General features: G+C 66.7%; 18 protein-coding genes. 8 read left to right on the top strand and 10 right to left on the bottom strand.

Annotated elements, in window-relative coordinates:
* Positions 1 to 148: 148 nt before the first annotated feature.
* The 3 genes from LO787_RS21315 to LO787_RS21305 form a co-directional block, all read right to left on the bottom strand.
* The gene (locus LO787_RS21315; protein ID WP_232492985.1) at positions 149 to 1,153 is read right to left on the bottom strand and encodes a helix-turn-helix domain-containing protein; all 1,005 of its coding nucleotides are present in this window, start codon (positions 1,151 to 1,153) and stop codon (positions 149 to 151) included.
* Positions 1,154 to 1,320: 167 nt separating this feature from the next.
* Positions 1,321 to 3,597: a phosphoenolpyruvate--protein phosphotransferase gene (ptsP, locus tag LO787_RS21310; RefSeq protein ID WP_232492984.1), complete on the bottom strand. Its 2,277-nt coding sequence runs from the start codon at positions 3,595 to 3,597 to the stop codon at positions 1,321 to 1,323.
* A 142-nt stretch (positions 3,598 to 3,739) separates the two neighbouring features.
* Positions 3,740 to 3,895 (bottom strand): YdcH family protein, encoded by a 156-nt coding sequence (locus LO787_RS21305; RefSeq protein WP_232492983.1) that lies wholly within the window; start codon positions 3,893 to 3,895, stop codon positions 3,740 to 3,742.
* 259 nt (positions 3,896 to 4,154) lie between these two features.
* On the opposite strand from LO787_RS21305, the gene LO787_RS21300 reads away from it, so the two are divergent.
* The 8 genes from LO787_RS21300 (at position 4,155) to LO787_RS21265 (ending at position 10,465) form a co-directional block, all read left to right on the top strand.
* Positions 4,155 to 4,352, top strand: a complete 198-nt coding sequence (locus tag LO787_RS21300; protein ID WP_232492982.1) for a YdcH family protein — start codon at positions 4,155 to 4,157, stop codon at positions 4,350 to 4,352.
* Positions 4,353 to 4,457: 105 nt separating this feature from the next.
* Complete coding sequence (locus LO787_RS21295) at positions 4,458 to 4,922, top strand: DUF1465 family protein (RefSeq protein WP_232492981.1); 465 nt, start codon at positions 4,458 to 4,460, stop codon at positions 4,920 to 4,922.
* 86 nt (positions 4,923 to 5,008) lie between these two features.
* A complete protein-coding gene (locus tag LO787_RS21290) occupies positions 5,009 to 5,893 on the top strand; it encodes an MBL fold metallo-hydrolase (RefSeq protein ID WP_232492980.1) in 885 nt (294 codons plus the stop codon).
* A 77-nt stretch (positions 5,894 to 5,970) separates the two neighbouring features.
* A complete protein-coding gene (locus tag LO787_RS21285) occupies positions 5,971 to 6,681 on the top strand; it encodes a hypothetical protein (protein WP_232492979.1) in 711 nt (236 codons plus the stop codon).
* A gap of 289 nt (positions 6,682 to 6,970) precedes the next feature.
* The gene (nadA, locus tag LO787_RS21280; RefSeq protein WP_232492978.1) at positions 6,971 to 7,957 is read left to right on the top strand and encodes a quinolinate synthase NadA; all 987 of its coding nucleotides are present in this window, start codon (positions 6,971 to 6,973) and stop codon (positions 7,955 to 7,957) included.
* 248 nt (positions 7,958 to 8,205) lie between these two features.
* Positions 8,206 to 8,556 carry a hypothetical protein gene (locus LO787_RS21275; RefSeq protein ID WP_232492977.1) on the top strand — a complete coding sequence of 117 codons (351 nt, stop codon included), beginning with the start codon at positions 8,206 to 8,208 and terminating at the stop codon, positions 8,554 to 8,556.
* Between the two features lie 86 nt (positions 8,557 to 8,642).
* On the top strand, positions 8,643 to 10,313 hold the full coding sequence (gene ybaL / locus LO787_RS21270) for a YbaL family putative K(+) efflux transporter (protein WP_232492976.1): 1,671 nt from the start codon (positions 8,643 to 8,645) through the stop codon (positions 10,311 to 10,313).
* Positions 10,310 to 10,465: a hypothetical protein gene (locus LO787_RS21265; RefSeq protein ID WP_232492975.1), complete on the top strand. Its 156-nt coding sequence runs from the start codon at positions 10,310 to 10,312 to the stop codon at positions 10,463 to 10,465. Before ybaL ends, LO787_RS21265 begins: the two co-directional genes overlap by 4 nt.
* Before the next feature lie 4 nt (positions 10,466 to 10,469).
* Here LO787_RS21265 and LO787_RS21260 read toward each other — a convergent pair whose 3' ends face one another.
* The 7 genes from LO787_RS21260 to LO787_RS21230 all read right to left on the bottom strand — a co-directional run bounded on the left by LO787_RS21260 (position 10,470) and on the right by LO787_RS21230 (position 14,560).
* Complete coding sequence (locus LO787_RS21260) at positions 10,470 to 10,775, bottom strand: helix-turn-helix domain-containing protein (RefSeq protein WP_232492974.1); 306 nt, start codon at positions 10,773 to 10,775, stop codon at positions 10,470 to 10,472.
* Entirely contained in the window at positions 10,741 to 11,016 is a 276-nt protein-coding gene (locus LO787_RS21255; RefSeq protein ID WP_232492973.1) for a BrnT family toxin, read from the bottom strand. The genes LO787_RS21260 and LO787_RS21255 overlap by 35 nt, the downstream gene beginning before the upstream one ends.
* Before the next feature lie 168 nt (positions 11,017 to 11,184).
* Positions 11,185 to 11,628, bottom strand: coding sequence for a thioredoxin TrxC (gene trxC / locus LO787_RS21250; RefSeq protein WP_232492972.1), 444 nt, complete (start codon positions 11,626 to 11,628; stop codon positions 11,185 to 11,187).
* A 39-nt stretch (positions 11,629 to 11,667) separates the two neighbouring features.
* A complete protein-coding gene (locus tag LO787_RS21245) occupies positions 11,668 to 12,216 on the bottom strand; it encodes a pseudouridine synthase (RefSeq protein ID WP_232492971.1) in 549 nt (182 codons plus the stop codon).
* Between the two features lie 5 nt (positions 12,217 to 12,221).
* Positions 12,222 to 13,142 (bottom strand): DMT family transporter, encoded by a 921-nt coding sequence (locus LO787_RS21240; protein WP_232492970.1) that lies wholly within the window; start codon positions 13,140 to 13,142, stop codon positions 12,222 to 12,224.
* Positions 13,143 to 13,219: 77 nt separating this feature from the next.
* On the bottom strand, positions 13,220 to 14,215 hold the full coding sequence (locus tag LO787_RS21235) for a TerC family protein (protein ID WP_232492969.1): 996 nt from the start codon (positions 14,213 to 14,215) through the stop codon (positions 13,220 to 13,222).
* 165 nt (positions 14,216 to 14,380) lie between these two features.
* Positions 14,381 to 14,560, bottom strand: a complete 180-nt coding sequence (locus tag LO787_RS21230) for a DUF465 domain-containing protein (RefSeq protein ID WP_232492968.1) — start codon at positions 14,558 to 14,560, stop codon at positions 14,381 to 14,383.
* Positions 14,561 to 14,715: the final 155 nt, after the last annotated feature.

Raw genomic sequence — 14,715 nt, 5'->3', positions numbered from 1 at the left:
CCAAGAATCAAGTCACGCCGGAAAGCCCGTTGCCGCGCCTTGGCAGCGGCGGGTGAAACCGGGGATTAACCAATGGACCGGCTAACGGTGTTGCCCGAGCCGCCCCCAAGTGTCGAGGTGGTCCGCGTCGGAAATCCGTGGAAAGCGCTTACTGGACCGAAGGCGGCAGCAGGGATTCGGGCGTCGGAATCTCGGTCGGCTCGCGCGCGGCGGAGGTCGCGACGGCGCGCAGGGTCTGCCGAACCGGCGAACGCTCGGCCTGACGGCGGACCGGCGCGCTGGCTGCCGGGCGCGGAGCGGATGCAGCCACGGGCGTTGCCGGAGCAGGCGCTGCGCTCGGCGCGGGGGTGGGCGCTCCGGGAACGGTCGGAGTGCCGCGCGCGAGCAGGTCCGTCGCCGCGAGCGACACGCCGGAAACCAGCTTCGGCTCGGTCGACAGCGGTGGAATGGCCTTGCCGCCAACGGAAATCTGAAGCGCGTCGGGGCGCCCGGTGCGCAGTTGGAGGCCCGCGACATCGCCCGGCGCGGTCCAGCTTTCACCCTTGGCGAGTTCCTTCTGGAGCACCTGATCGCCCTTGGCGTCCGTCACCTTGACCCAGACCTGATCGCCGGTCGCCGTCAGCACCACCGGACCGTTCGGCGCGACAGCAACTGGCGGAGGACCGACCGGAACCGGGACCGGTGCGGGCGGCGTAGCAGCCTGCTCGGCCACCAGATCCGGCAACTCACCTTCAGGCGAGAGGAAATTGCTCCAGAATACCAGCAGCGCGCCGACGGCAACGACCACGCCCAGCGCCGCCACCCATGCAAGGCGGCGAGTGGGAACGCGCGCGGGATCGCCAGGCTCGAAACTGGGCACGTATTCGACACGCTCACCAGACTCGTTGTCGAGCTGCTCGCGCACCTTGGACGCGATCACGCGTTCGTCGAGCCCCACGGCACGGGCGTAAGTGCGCGCGAAACCCACGGCATAAGTCCGCGCGGCAAGGTCGCCGAGGCGATCCTCCTCCAGCGAGATGAGATGCCGTTCGGCGATCTTGGTCTGCGAGGCGATGTCGGCGCGCGTCTTGCCCAGCGCTTCGCGTGCCTCGCGAAGCTGGCTTCCTACGCTCTGCGGCCCACGCGCAAGATCCTGGGTTTCGACGTTTTCCATTCCGCTCCGTTAAGCGTGGTTAATGCGACCTGACCGGCGCCTAACCAAACCTTCTGACAAGGCAAAGTCAATCAGGCCGCGTTCATTCCGGTTAAATTTATACGGCAAATCATACCGCAAGCACACCCTAAACCGGAAAAGGTCACGATCCAGCCAACGTTCCCGGATCAATCCACCGAAATCTCGCGTGCCGCCGCCCAGGCTGCCATCGCCCCGCGCAAATCCGCGGGCGGCGCGGCGAGCCAGCCTTCCATGGCCGCAGCGATCTCGGCAAGGTCCACCTTGCCGACCAGTTCCTTGATCGGACCGACCGCAGCGGGCGTGATCGACAGCCGCCGGACGCCGAGGCCCAGCAATGCCAGTGCCTCCAGCCGCCGCCCGCCCATCTCGCCGCAGACGCTGATATCGACCGAAGTGCCGTCCAGCGTGCGCACGACGCGGCGCAGGAAGCGCAGGATCGCCGGGCTCAGCCAGTCGTAGCGTTCGGCCAGTTTGGGATTGGAACGGTCAGCGGCGAACAGGAACTGTGTGAGGTCGTTGGTGCCGATCGACAGGAACGATATCTTCGGCGCCAGCAGGTCGAGCTGTTCGGCCAGCGAAGGCACTTCAAGCATGACGCCGTAGCGGATCACCTCGGGCAACACCTTCTTCTGGCGACGCAGGAAGGCCAGCTGGTTGTCGAACACGGCCTTCGCGGCGTCGAATTCCCATGGTTCGGCGACCATCGGGAACATCACGTTGAGCTTGCGCCCTGCCCCGGCCTCCAGCAGCGCGCGGGCCTGCGCCTTCAGCAACGTCTCCCGCTCAAGGGCGACGCGCAGCGCGCGCCAGCCCATCGCCGGGTTCTCCTCACCCTCGCCGTCGTCGTGACGCAGGTAGGGCAGCGACTTGTCGCCGCCGATGTCGACCGTGCGAAACACCACCGGGCGCTCGCCTGCTGCGTCCATGACGTCGCGGTAGAGCCGGGTCTGCTTCTCGCGCTGGGGCAGCGTGGCGGAGACGAGGAACTGGAACTCGGTGCGGAACAGACCGATGCCGTCCGCCCCGGTCAGGTTGAGGTTCGCAACATCGTCGCGCAGCCCCGCGTTTATCATGACGTTGATGCGCGTGCCGTCGCGCGTCGTCGCCTGCACGTCGCGCATGCCGGCATAGACTGCCTGCCGCTCGCGGTTCTTGGCGAAGCGCGCCTCGAAGGCCTCCACCACGCCCGTCGAAGGGCGCACCATCGCGGTGCCCTGATCGGCGTCGAGCAGCAGCGGATCGCCTTCACGCACCAGCCCCCGCAGCGACCGCACGCGGCCGAGCACCGGGATGCCCATGGCGCGCGCGACGATGACAACGTGGCTGGTGAGCGATCCTTCCTCAAGGATCACGCCCTTCAGTCGCCGCTTGTCGTATTCGAGCAGTTCCGCCGGACCGAGGTTGCGCGCGATCAGGATCGCATCGTTCCTGAGGCCCATCGATGCCGCGGTGCCGAGCTGGCCCGAGACGATCCGCAGCAGGCGGTTCGCCAGATCCTCCAGATCGTGCATGCGGTCGGCGAGCAGCGGATCGTCGATCTGGCGCATGCGCATTCTGGTACGCTGCTGCACGCGCTCGATAGCGGCTTCGGCGGTGAGGCCGCTGTCGATCGCCTCGTTGATGCGGCGCGACCAGCCCTCGTCGTAGGCGAACATGCGATAGGTCTCGAGCACTTCCTCGTGCTCGCCGCCCATGCCGAACTCGGCCTGCCCGGCCATGCGGTCGATCTGTTCGCGCATGCGGTCGAAGGCGAGGATGACGCGCTGGCGCTCGGCCTCGGTATCCTCGGCGACGATGTGTTCGATGGTGACGCGGGGCTGGTGGTAAACGGCCACGCCGGAGGCAAGGCCCTTGACCAGCGTCAGGCCGCGAAGCTGCTCCGGCCCGGTCTGCGCGGCGCTGAGGGCGCGGGCGTCCTCCTCGTCGATGAGGTCGGCGTTGACGATGAGTTCGGAGAGAACCATCGCCACCGTCTGCAGCGCCTCGATCTCCACCTCTTCGTAGCGGCGCGGCTCGACATGCTGGACGCAGAGCGCGCCGACGGCCCGCTCGCGCCGCACGATGGGCACGCCGGCGAAGGAGTGGAACTTGTCCTCACCCGTTTCGGGGCGATACATGAAGTCCGGATGCGCGGCCGCCTCGGCGAGGTTCAGCGTCTCGATCCGGTCGGCGATCGAACCGACGAGACCTTCGCCTATGGCCATGCGGGTGACGTGAACCGCTTCCTGCGCCAGTCCTCGCGTCGCGAAGAGTTCGAGCATGCCCTCACGCAGGAGGTAGATCGAGCAGACCTCGCTATCGAGGCATTCGCCGATCACTTCGACCACGGTGTTGAGCTTGGCCTGCGCATTACTGCGCGAGGCCATCACCTCGTGAAGACGAGTGAGGATGGTGCGGGCTGCTTCGACGGCTCCGATGCTCATTCCTCTGGCGTAACGCAAAGTCATCGCTTTGGGAACGCAACGGATGCCGTCGAATCAGCTTATGCGGGTGATATCGGAAATCTGCCGGTTGTCCGGTGGAATTCTCCGCGTTCAGAACCCTCTCAAGACTGTCGATCGACGGTCAGAACCGCGCGATCTCCTCCTTGATCCTGAGCTTGCGCTTCTTGAGGGACTGGACGACCGCGGCATCAGGGATCGGGCGGCTCAATTCCTCGTGGATCTGCCGTTCGATACCGGCATGCTTGAGCTGCAGAGCGCTGACGTGCGAATTATCCATTGGACGTTCCTCCTTATGGGGCCGGACCCTTGCGAACGGAGCCCCCGAGCCGATTGCTGGGTGGGCGGTATGACGAGCGCCTGATTGACGACTCGCCTTGACGATCCGGCGCAAAACAGAGGGAACCACATCCGGGGCACCTTGCGAAGACCTCTCATGCTTCATATTCGGTGAGGTGCGTGAATCCTGCGTCGGCAGGAATCGGATCCCTGCGGCTCCGGTAACGCTCCAAGTGGCTCGAATACTGAGGAATTCCGGCGTGACCGAAGAGGAAATGCGAAAGCGCCTCGAAATCCTGAAGGTCGAACATCGCGATCTGGACGCCGCGATCGACGCCCTGATGAACGCCGGCGGGGGCGACATGCTGCAGATCGCGCGGCTCAAGAAGCGCAAGCTGCGGCTCAAGGACCAGATCGCGCAGATCGAGGACTATCTGATCCCCGACATCATCGCTTAAACATGTCCCGGCGGCGTACCGTTCGGGGACATGGGGATTTTTTGCGCGGGAAATCGGGCGGCGGGCGGTTGCGGCGGATTCCGGGTTAAGAAATATGAATGCGCCATGTCCAAACCCGCCACCATCAACCCGCGCATCGTCGAGGCGCTCTACTGCGAGGCGCTTGTCCTTTCGGACGAGGTGCGCTGCGCGTTCACGCTTTCGGGGCGGCTGGAGCGGATGGCGATCGACGGGGATTCCGGGCGCATCGCCTTGTCGAGCGAGGGGCTGCGGACGACGACGCGGATGATGCACGCGATCGCCTGGCTGCTCAATCACCGGGCATTTTTCCTGGGCGAGATCAGCGACTTGCAGCTGCGTCGCCATGGCCGCCTGTCGCCCGCGATGCGCCAGTCCGACCCTGCGCACGCCGCTCTGCTGGAACCCGCGACGGCGCAGCTGGTGGAGGCGACACGGCGTTTCTACGAGCGGCTGCTGCGCCTCGACCAGTCGTGGCGGCTGACGTCTCCCGCCGCAACCGGCGCAATTGCGCGCCTTCGCGAACGTGTCGAGGGCCGCGTTGCGGTGTAGGATCGCCCCTGCACTGAACGGCACCTAGACGCACCTGAACATTACCCAAGGTCGACAGAGCGCGACTGAAACCCCATATGACGCGCATGAACGGCTCCACCGAGATCGACCGGCCCTATACCGTCGCCGAAAGCATCGGACCGCTGGTCCGGCGCGTGCTAGCGCGCAACCCTTCGCCCTTCACCTTCACCGGCACCCAGACCTATCTGGTTGGGGAAGCGGGCGAGGTCGCGGTCATCGATCCCGGCCCTGACGAGCCTGAGCATCTCGACGCGCTCATCGCGGCCATCGGCGGCGACCGGGTGGTGGCGATCTGCTGCACCCATACCCACCGCGACCATTCGCCCGCCGCCGCGCCGCTCTCCAAGCTGACCGGCGCGCCGATCGTCGGCTGCGCGCCGCTGGTGCTGAGCGACGACGGCCCGCGCGCCGATGCGTCCTTCGACGCAACTTACGCGCCCGACCGCGTGCTGGCCGATGGCGAGGCGCTGACCGGAACGGGCTGGACCCTGCGCGCGGTGGAGACGCCGGGGCACACGTCCAACCACTTGTGCTTCGCGCTTGAGGAAACCGGCGCGCTGTTCACCGGCGACCATGTCATGGGCTGGTCGACCAGCGTCGTCTCCCCGCCCGACGGGGACATGACCGCCTACCTCGCCAGCCTTGCCCGCCTCTATGAGCGCGAGCAGGACACCGTGTACTATCCCGCGCACGGGCCCGAAGTGACCCGCCCGCGCCAGCTCGTGCGCGGCATGCTGGGCCACCGCCGCCAGCGCGAGAACCAGATCGTGCGCCAGATCGAATCGGGCGTGACCACCATCGCCGCGATGGTGCCGCTCATGTACCGGGGCGTCGACGAGAGGCTCTGGCCCGCCGCCGGGCGTTCGGTGCTTGCCCACCTGATCGATCTCGAAAAGCGTGGCATTACAACGCGCCATGAAGACGAGTGGACGCTGGTCGCCGCGCAATAGGCGTTCGTCGACAAGTATTGTCGTAGTATAGCCCGATCCATTATTCTCCGCCGCCATCACAAGGGTGGAGGGAATTCATGGCGACCGTTCCCGGCGTGCGCGCCGCGCGCCTGTCGTTCTGGGCGAAGATGGCGATCGGCATCAGCCTGTTCATCGTCTTCGGCTTCGCGCAGTTCGGCCTGCGCGGCTTCGTGCCGTACACGCAGGTGCCGGTGATCTTCCACATCCACGGCATGGCGATGCTGGCATGGCTCGGCCTCGTCTGCACGCAGGCGCTGCTGGCTGGGGGAGCGGGACTGGAACTCCACCGCAAGCTCGGCTGGGCAAGCGCCGTGATGCTGCCCACCATCGTCGTCCTCGCCAGCCTCACCTGCCTTGCGGGCCTTCGCGCGGGGATGTTCCCGCCGTTCTTCACCCCCGGCTACTTCCTCGCGCTCGTCCACGTCTCGGTGCTGATCTTCGCCGCGCTGGTCATCGCCGCCGTTGCCCGGCGCGACCGTTCGGACTGGCACAAGCGGCTGATCCTCGGCTCCACCATCCTCATCATGGAGCCCGCGCTCGGCCGCGTGCTGCCGATGCCGCTCATCATGCCGTGGGGCGAGTGGCTGTCGATGGTGATCCAGCTCGGCATGGTCGCCCTGATCGTCCGCCACGACCGGCGCGAACTTGGCGCGATCCACCCCGCCACGGGCGTGGTCGCCACGGCCATCGTGCTTGCCCATGTCGCCGTCGAGGTGCTGGCCGTCACCCCCGCATGGATCGCCTTCGCGGCGCAGTTCGCGGCCTGAGCGCTCGGGTCGAGAAAAGACGGGATCACGCGGAGGCGCGGAGACGCGGAGAAATTGAGCCGAGCCGCAGGCTCCTTCTGCACATTCGACCCATCGCAAACCGCAGCGTCGATGCGAAAGGCGGCTTCGCCGCAAGCGCCTGTTCCTCCGCGTCTCCGCGCCTCCGCGTGATTCCATTTTTGCTTGTTCACGACCCCCACCAATGTGAAATTTCCGCTTGGGTCTGCGGGCCGCCGTCCCTAGATAGGCCCCGCCCGGAGCAAGGTCCGGGACAGGATCAGGAACTGCCATGACCGTAATGCCCGCCGACCTTTCCGGCATCGACGTGCGCGCCGAAATCGAGCGTCTGCGCAAGGAACGCAACGCGGTCATCCTCGCCCACTATTACCAGAAGCCCGAGCTTCAGGATCTGGCCGACTTCGTGGGCGACAGCCTCGAACTGAGCCGCAAGGCCGCCGAGACCGATGCCGACGTCATCGCCTTCTGCGGCGTGAAGTTCATGGCCGACACCGCCAAGATCCTCTCGCCCAACAAGATCGTCGTCCTGCCCGACATCAACGCCGGGTGCAGCCTCGAAGATTCCTGCCCGCCCGAGAAGTTCAAGGCTTTCCGCGAGGCGCATCCCGATCACATCGCGCTGACCTACATCAACTGCTCGACCGAGGTTAAGGCGCTGTCCGACGTCATCGTCACCAGCTCCAGCGCCGAGACGATCCTCCAGCAGATCCCGCTCGACCAGAAGATCATCTTCGGTCCCGACCGCCACCTCGGCGGCTACCTCGCGCGCAAGTTCAACCGCGAGATGCTGCTGTGGCCCGGCGTCTGCATCGTCCACGAAGCCTTCAGCGAGACCGAGCTGCTCAAGCTGCGCGCCCAGCACCCGAACGCGCCGATCGCCGCGCACCCGGAATGCCCGCCGCACATCGTCGATCACGCGGACTATGTCGGCTCGACCAGCGGCATCCTGCAGTATGCCAAGACCATGCCCGGCGACACGCTGATCGTGGCGACCGAGCCGCACATCATCCACCAGATGCAGCTGGCCATCCCCGACAAGACCTTCATCGGCGCGCCGGGTGCGGACGGCAACTGCAACTGCAACATCTGCCCCTACATGGCGCTCAACAACCTCGAGAAGCTGTACATCGCCCTGCGCGACCTGACCCCGCGCGTGGAGATCGAGGAGCCCCTGCGCCTCGCCGCCAAGAAGAGCCTCGACCGCATGCTGGAAATGGCCAGCGGCACCGTCGGCAAGGGCGACCTCGGCGCACGCTGAACGACAAATTCCTCCCCGAGCTCGCTCGGGGAGGGGGACCGCCGCGAAGCGGTGGTGGAGGGGGAGAACCTCGCGCCATTCCCCCTCCGTCAGTCGCTGCGCGACTGCCACCTCCCCGAGACAAGCTCGGGGAGGAACTAGAGCTCACCCGTTGGGGGAGGAATTAAGGTTTCGCCATCGGCTGGCGAAACCGGCGCAACGTTTCTAAGTTAAGAGTGCGAAACGCACACCAAGGGGAACAGGAAAACTTGCGCGACATCCTCATCCTGAGGAAACTGAAGGTCTGGTGCCTGCTGCTGCTGGCCGCCGTCTTCGCGCACGCCCTGCTGCCGATCTCCATCCCCGAGGCGCGCGCCTCTGGCTCGCCGTTCAGCCCCTCGACGGTCGAAGTCTCGACCGGGCACGTCGCCCGTGCCAGCGTGGTGCGCCATGTCGCGCCGCAACGCGATCCGCTCGGCGGGGGGCAGGCGATCGCGCAGGCGGTCGCCTTCGCCCCCGACGCTGCCGCCCTACGCAGCGCCGCTTCGTCGGCGCAGGTGTCCACCCGTTCCGGCTGGCGCTGCGCCCTCTCCCAGCCCCGCGCTCCCCCCTTCGCCTGACACGCAGCCGGACCGGTAACGCCTTCCGGTCCGTGAGTTTCAGCAAGGCCGGGCCATGAGCCCGGCAGCGAAGCACGGGACGTTCAATGCCACATCACACACCACTCATCGGCACGATTGTCGCCGGTCTGGTGATCGCCTTCTTCATGGGGGCGCTTGCCCATCGCCTGCGGGTTTCCCCCATTGCAGGATATCTTCTCGCCGGGGTCATGGTCGGCCCCTTCACGCCGGGCTTCGTCGCCGATGCCGGGCTCGCACAGGAACTCGCCGAGATCGGCGTAATCCTCCTCATGTTCGGCGTCGGCCTGCATTTCTCGCTGCGCGATCTGCTGGCGGTGAAGAACATCGCCATCCCGGGCGCCTTGGTGCAGATCGCGGCGGCGACGCTGCTGGGCATCGGCATCGGCTACATGATGGGCTGGGATCTGGCCGCCGGGTTCGTCTTCGGCCTTGCGCTGTCGGTGGCCAGTACCGTGGTGCTGCTGCGCGCATTGCAGAGCCGCAACCTCGTCGAGACGGAGCGCGGGCGCATCGCTGTCGGCTGGCTGATCGTCGAGGATCTGGTGATGGTCCTCGCGCTGGTGCTGCTGCCCGCGCTCGCCTCCGCGCTGTCGGGCGGCGAAGGCGCGGCGACGCTGCCGTGGGTCATCTCGACGACGCTGCTCAAGGTCGCGGGCTTCGTGGCGCTGATGCTGATCGTCGGACGGCGGGTGCTGCCATGGGCGCTGCACTGGGTCGTCCATACCGGATCGCGCGAGCTGTTCCGCCTTGCCGTCCTTGCCGTGGCGCTGGGCGTCGCCTTCGGCGCGGCCTATGCCTTCGACGTCAGTTTCGCGCTGGGCGCCTTCTTCGCAGGGATGATCCTGGGCGAGACGCAGCTTTCCCGCCGCGCGGCGGAAGAGACGCTGCCCTTGCGCGACGCCTTCGCGGTGCTGTTCTTCGTATCGGTGGGCATGCTGTTCGACCCCTCGGTCGTCACCGAGCAGCCGATCCCGCTGCTGGTGACGGTCCTGACGATCATCGTCGGAAAGTCGCTCGCCGCCTGGCTGATCGTGCGCGCGTTCGGCCATACCAACGACAAGGCGCTGACGATTTCCGCCAGCCTCGCGCAGATCGGCGAGTTCTCGTTCATCCTCGCCGGGCTCGGCACCGGGCTCGGCCTGCTGCCCGAGGCAGGCCGCGACCTGATCCTGGCGGGCGCGATCATCTCGATCTTCCTCAACCCGTTCATCTTCAACCTTGCCGTCGGCAGCACCAGCGCGGTCAAGGAGAAGCAGGTCGAGGACGAGATCGAGCACGAGAAGAAGCGCGAGGAGCACGTCATCCTCGTCGGCTACGGCCGCGTCGGCAAGCTCGTCGCCAAGGGCCTGCGCGCGACGCCGACCGCGGTCCTGCTGATCGAGGCGCAGAGCGATCTCGCCCGCGAGGCCCGCGCCGACGGGTTCGAAGTCGTCACCGGCAACGCGGTGGAGCCCTCGGTCCTCAAGGAAGCGGGGATCGAGCGTGCCCACCGCATGCTCATCGCCATCCCCGAGGGCTTCGAGGCGGGCGCGATCTGCGAACAGGCGAAGAAGCTGCGCCCCGACCTCTCGGTCATGGCCCGCGCCCACAGCGACGCGCAGTTCGACCACCTCGTCCAGCACGGCTGCGACCGCGTGGTGCTGGGCGAGCGCGAGATCGCGCGCCAGATGCTCGAACTGATCGGCGCGGGGGCGAGCCGCATCGCGGCGGTGCCGCAGGGGGCGAAGTCGGCATGAAACCGCCCACAACTCCACGGCGCAAACCCCCGGCATGGTTCAAGTGGACGGTGCTGGGCGGGATGCTGCTGGCGGTCGCCGTGCCGACCGCCTGCGTCATGAACCACGGGCAGCTGCCGGGATACGACGCCCTGCCTGCGTTCGCGCACTAAGGCGTCAGGCCGCTGCCTTCGCGGCGGCCTGCGCCATCACCCGGCGCACCATCTCCGGCTCCGCCTCGATCACCGTGAGATAGGCGCGCACGGCGGGCGGAGGCATGTGCCGGGCGAGTTCGTACTGGCGGAGGTTGGCGACGGGAATGCCGAACGCATCGGCGAACTCCACCTGCGTCATGCCGAGATGGTGCCGCAGGATGCGAAAGCGGCGGCCCATATTCGCGCGCTCGAGCCCGGCGACGCTGACGGGAAAGTCTTCCGGGTCGTTGGGATCAGCCGGAATGGCGATCATAGTCTCTTTGTTCACCGGTGTTGCTCCGTCGTACCGAAATCAGCCTGATCCGCTCGTCTCGCCAGACATAGATCAGCGTGAAAAGCCTGCCATCCACCAAACCGACCGCCTTGTACCTGTCTTCTCCATCGACAGGACGGAACGAGGGCAGGACTTCATGCCTCGGATCGTCGAAAACCCGCATCCCGAACGCCAGTCCCAGCCCGTGCTTCGCGCGGTTGGCGTCGTCCTTGGCGGGGTCGAATTCGAACTCCATGCCGCGTGACTATGTGAATCACATATAGCACGGGAAGTTAAATGCCGTCCATCGCGGGGCCTGAGCGTGATCGCCAACGGCACTTCGTCATTGCGAGCGTAGCGAAGCAATCCAGCGGTACCGCTCGCCTCTGGATTGCTTCGCTACGCTCGCAATGACGACTGTAAATTACCCGCCCGCAGCCGCCTGCCTTGCCCAGGCAACGATCGCGGCGGGTGGCATCGCGCCGGACTTGCGCGCGATTTCGCGGCCCTTGCGGATGAGGATCATCGTCGGGATCGACTGGATGCCATAGCGCGCGGCGATGGCCTGCTCGGCCTCGGTGTCGAGCTTGCCGAGGCGCATCTCGGGCTCGAGCTGCGCCGCTGCCGCCGCGAAGGCCGGGGCCATCTGGCGGCACGGCCCGCACCATGCGGCCCAGAAGTCCACCAGCAGCGGGATGTCGCTCTTCGTCGCATGGGCATCGAAGTTGGCGGCGGTGAGCTTCACCGGCTCGCCCGCAAACAGCTCAGACTTGCACTTCCCGCACTTGCCGCCCGCGCCCAGCCGCTCCACCGGAACGCGGTTCGCGGTGGTGCAGGTGGGACAGACGACGATTCTGCTATCGGACATGGGACAGGCCTCCTTACCGCCCATGTAGGCGCAGGCGGATCACACCGCCACTTCGCGCCATTCTCCCGGTGCGATCCCGTCGAGCGACCAGTCGCCGATGCGCCAGCGCACGAGGCGCAGCGTCGGATGGCCGACGGCGGCGGTCATGCGGCGGACCTGCCGGTTGCGCCCTTCGCGGATGGAAAGTTCGATCCAGCAGTCCGGCACCGTCTTGCGAAAACGCACAGGCGGGTTGCGCGGCCACAGGTCCGGATCGTCGATCCGCCGCGCCTCGGCAGGGCGCGTCGGGCCGTCGTTCAGCACCACACCCTTGCGCAGCGCCTCCAGCGCGGCGGCATCAGGCTCGCCTTCTACCTGCACGCGGTAGGTCTTGGCGATCTTGAAGCGCGGATCGGCGATGCGCGCCTGCAGCCGCCCGTCGTCGGTCAGCAGCAGCAGCCCCTCACTGTCGCGGTCCAGCCGTCCGGCGGGGTAGACGCCCGGCACCTTCACGAAGTCCGACAGCGTGGCGCGCGGGCTCGGCGACTTGAGGTCGGTGAACTGCGAGAGCACGTCGTAAGGCTTGTTGAACAGGATCAGTCGCGCCATCGTCGTTATCCCTTTGCAGGCCGGTCGGAGGCACGCGCCATCGTCAGCGCGACGGCGAGCAGCACCATGCCGACGACGTCGATCGCGCTCAGCGTCTCGCCGAAGGCCAGCCAGCCCACCGTCGCCGCCAGCGCGGGTTGCGCCATCAGCGCAAGGCCGATGATGAGCGGGGTGAAGTGCCGCAGCGAATAGATCAGGAAGCCCTGCCCGATCAGCTGGCTCGACAGCGCCAGCGCGACCAGCGGCGTCCAGTCGTGCGGCATGACGACTTCGCCCAGCAGCACCGCGACAACCAGCATGGTCGGCGCGCTGGCGGTGGTGGAGACGGCCAGCAGCGAGTACGAGCCGCGCCCCTGCCGCACACCGTTCAGCATGATGATGTAGACCGCGTAGAATGCGCCGCCCAGCAGGCAGAACAGGTCTCCGACAAGGTTGGTGCGGCTGATCTCCAGCGACCCGCCCATCAGCAGGCCCGCGCCGACGAGCGCGAACAGCACCGCGCCGATCTCCAGCGCGCGCGGCGCGCGGTGAGCGGTGGCAAGGCCCCAGACCATCACGATCAGGCTGCCCGAATTGCCGAAGAGCGAGGCGTTGCCCACCTTGGTCCGCACGATGCCGAAGTGCCATGCGGCAAGGTCGAGCGCGAAGAACACGCCCGCGCCCAGCACCAGCGCCACGACGCCGCGCGGCATACGGCGCTGCTCCGCAGGCTCGCGCGCGGCGAGGAGCACCAGCACCGGCAGCGCGAGGGTCAGCCGCCAGAACCCGGCGGCGACCGGGCCGGTATCGGCCAGACGGACCAGCCATGCCCCCAGCGCCAGCGCGACGTTGGCCGCCAGCAACGCCAGCAGATGACGCGGCGCCCAGTCTGGGCCCGACCTCGCGGGCTGTGCCTCCGGGGCAAGGGCTTCGGCGGTGGTGCTCATCCGCCGCCTCGTAGCGGCATGGCGGGGGCGGCGCACCTGCTTATTGCCGCCCCGCGCGCATCATCAAGAACGAGGGATCAGTGCGGCAATTCTTCCGCGACGATCGGCCCCTCGCCCCGCGTCTTCCACAAGGACCAGAACACGCCGCCCGCGATCAGCGCCAGCGTCACACCAAGGCTGAGCAGCGGCGGGAACTTGGCGCCGCCAAGGGCGAAATCCGCGATCAGGATCTTGCCGCCGATGAACACCAGCACCAGCGCCAGCGCATACTTCAGGTAGTGGAAGCGGTGCACCATCGCCGCCAGCGCGAAGTAGAGCGCGCGCAGGCCGAGGATCGCCATGATGTTCGAGGTGTAGACGATGAAGGTGTCGGTCGTGATCGAGAAGATCGCCGGCACCGAATCGATGGCGAAGACCAGATCGGCCAGGTTGATGACCACCAGCGCCAGGAACAGCGGCGTCGCCGCCCAGACCAGGCGCCCGTTGGCGTTAGGCTCCTTCACGAAGAAGTGCTCGGCATGGTGGACCTTGGTCACGCGCATGTGGCGCGAGATCCAGCGGATCGCCGCGTTGTTGCCGATGTCCGGGTCATGGTCGCTGGTGAACAGCATCTTGATGCCGGTGAAGATCAGGAACCCGGCGAACAGGTACATCACCCAGTAGGCATGGGCGACCAGCGCCGCGCCGCCCGCGATCATCAGTCCGCGCAGCACGATCACCGCAAGGATGCCCCACAGCAACGCCCGGTACTGGTACTTGGGCGAGACGGCGAAGTAGCCGAAGATCATCGAGATCACGAAGACGTTGTCGATCGAGAGCGCCTTCTCGATGAAGTAGCCCGTGTAGTAGTCGATCGCCGGGGCCGATCCCTTGGCCCACCAGATCCACGCGCCGAAGGCCATGGCGATGCCGATGTAGAAGACCGAGAGCTTCAGCGATTCGGCGATGCCCATCTCCTTGTCGTCCTTGTGCAGGACGCCAAGGTCGAAGGCGGTGAGGAGAAGGACCACGCCGGCGAAGGCCAGCCAGAACCAGGCAGGCGTGCCCAGCCAGTCCGCGAAGAGAAATTCCATGGGTTCACATCCAGAAGGCCGGACCGATCGTGCCCGCCTTCGTCATCGCGAGGCCCGTATGGCCGTGGCGATCCACAGACGGCAGGATGTGCCGCTGAATTGCTTCGCTACGCTCGCAATGACGATTGACGGGAACTGGATCGAATCCGGAGGGAAACGGAAGGGTTACAGGCTCAGGGCGGGCTGCTGCGGCAGCAGGCGCGCCAGCCTTTCCCTCAGTCGGAGCTTCCTTCTGGTCAGCCGGGCGATCTCCATCGGATCGGCAAAGCGGCTCGCCCTGGTGCGGCGGATCGCGGCGTCGAGCTTCTGGTGCAGCTCAAGCAGGCGGAACATGCGGTCGGTCATCGTCGTATCCCTATCGAACGGGTTGTGGTTCGATCGGATGAGCGGCGCTGTGGTTGCGTAATGAATCAATGCTGAACCTGCACCGGGATCACCCGATGCGGTCCGACATCACGAGGCGTGCGGGACAAATCCCGTTCACGCCGCGCCAGAGGGGC

Origin of the sequence: Novosphingobium kaempferiae (assembly GCF_021227995.1) — a bacterium.
GTDB lineage: Bacteria > Pseudomonadota > Alphaproteobacteria > Sphingomonadales > Sphingomonadaceae > Novosphingobium > Novosphingobium kaempferiae.
The sequence above is the reverse complement of the archived record's forward strand: the minus strand, read 5'-3'. Positions and strand labels throughout refer to the sequence as shown.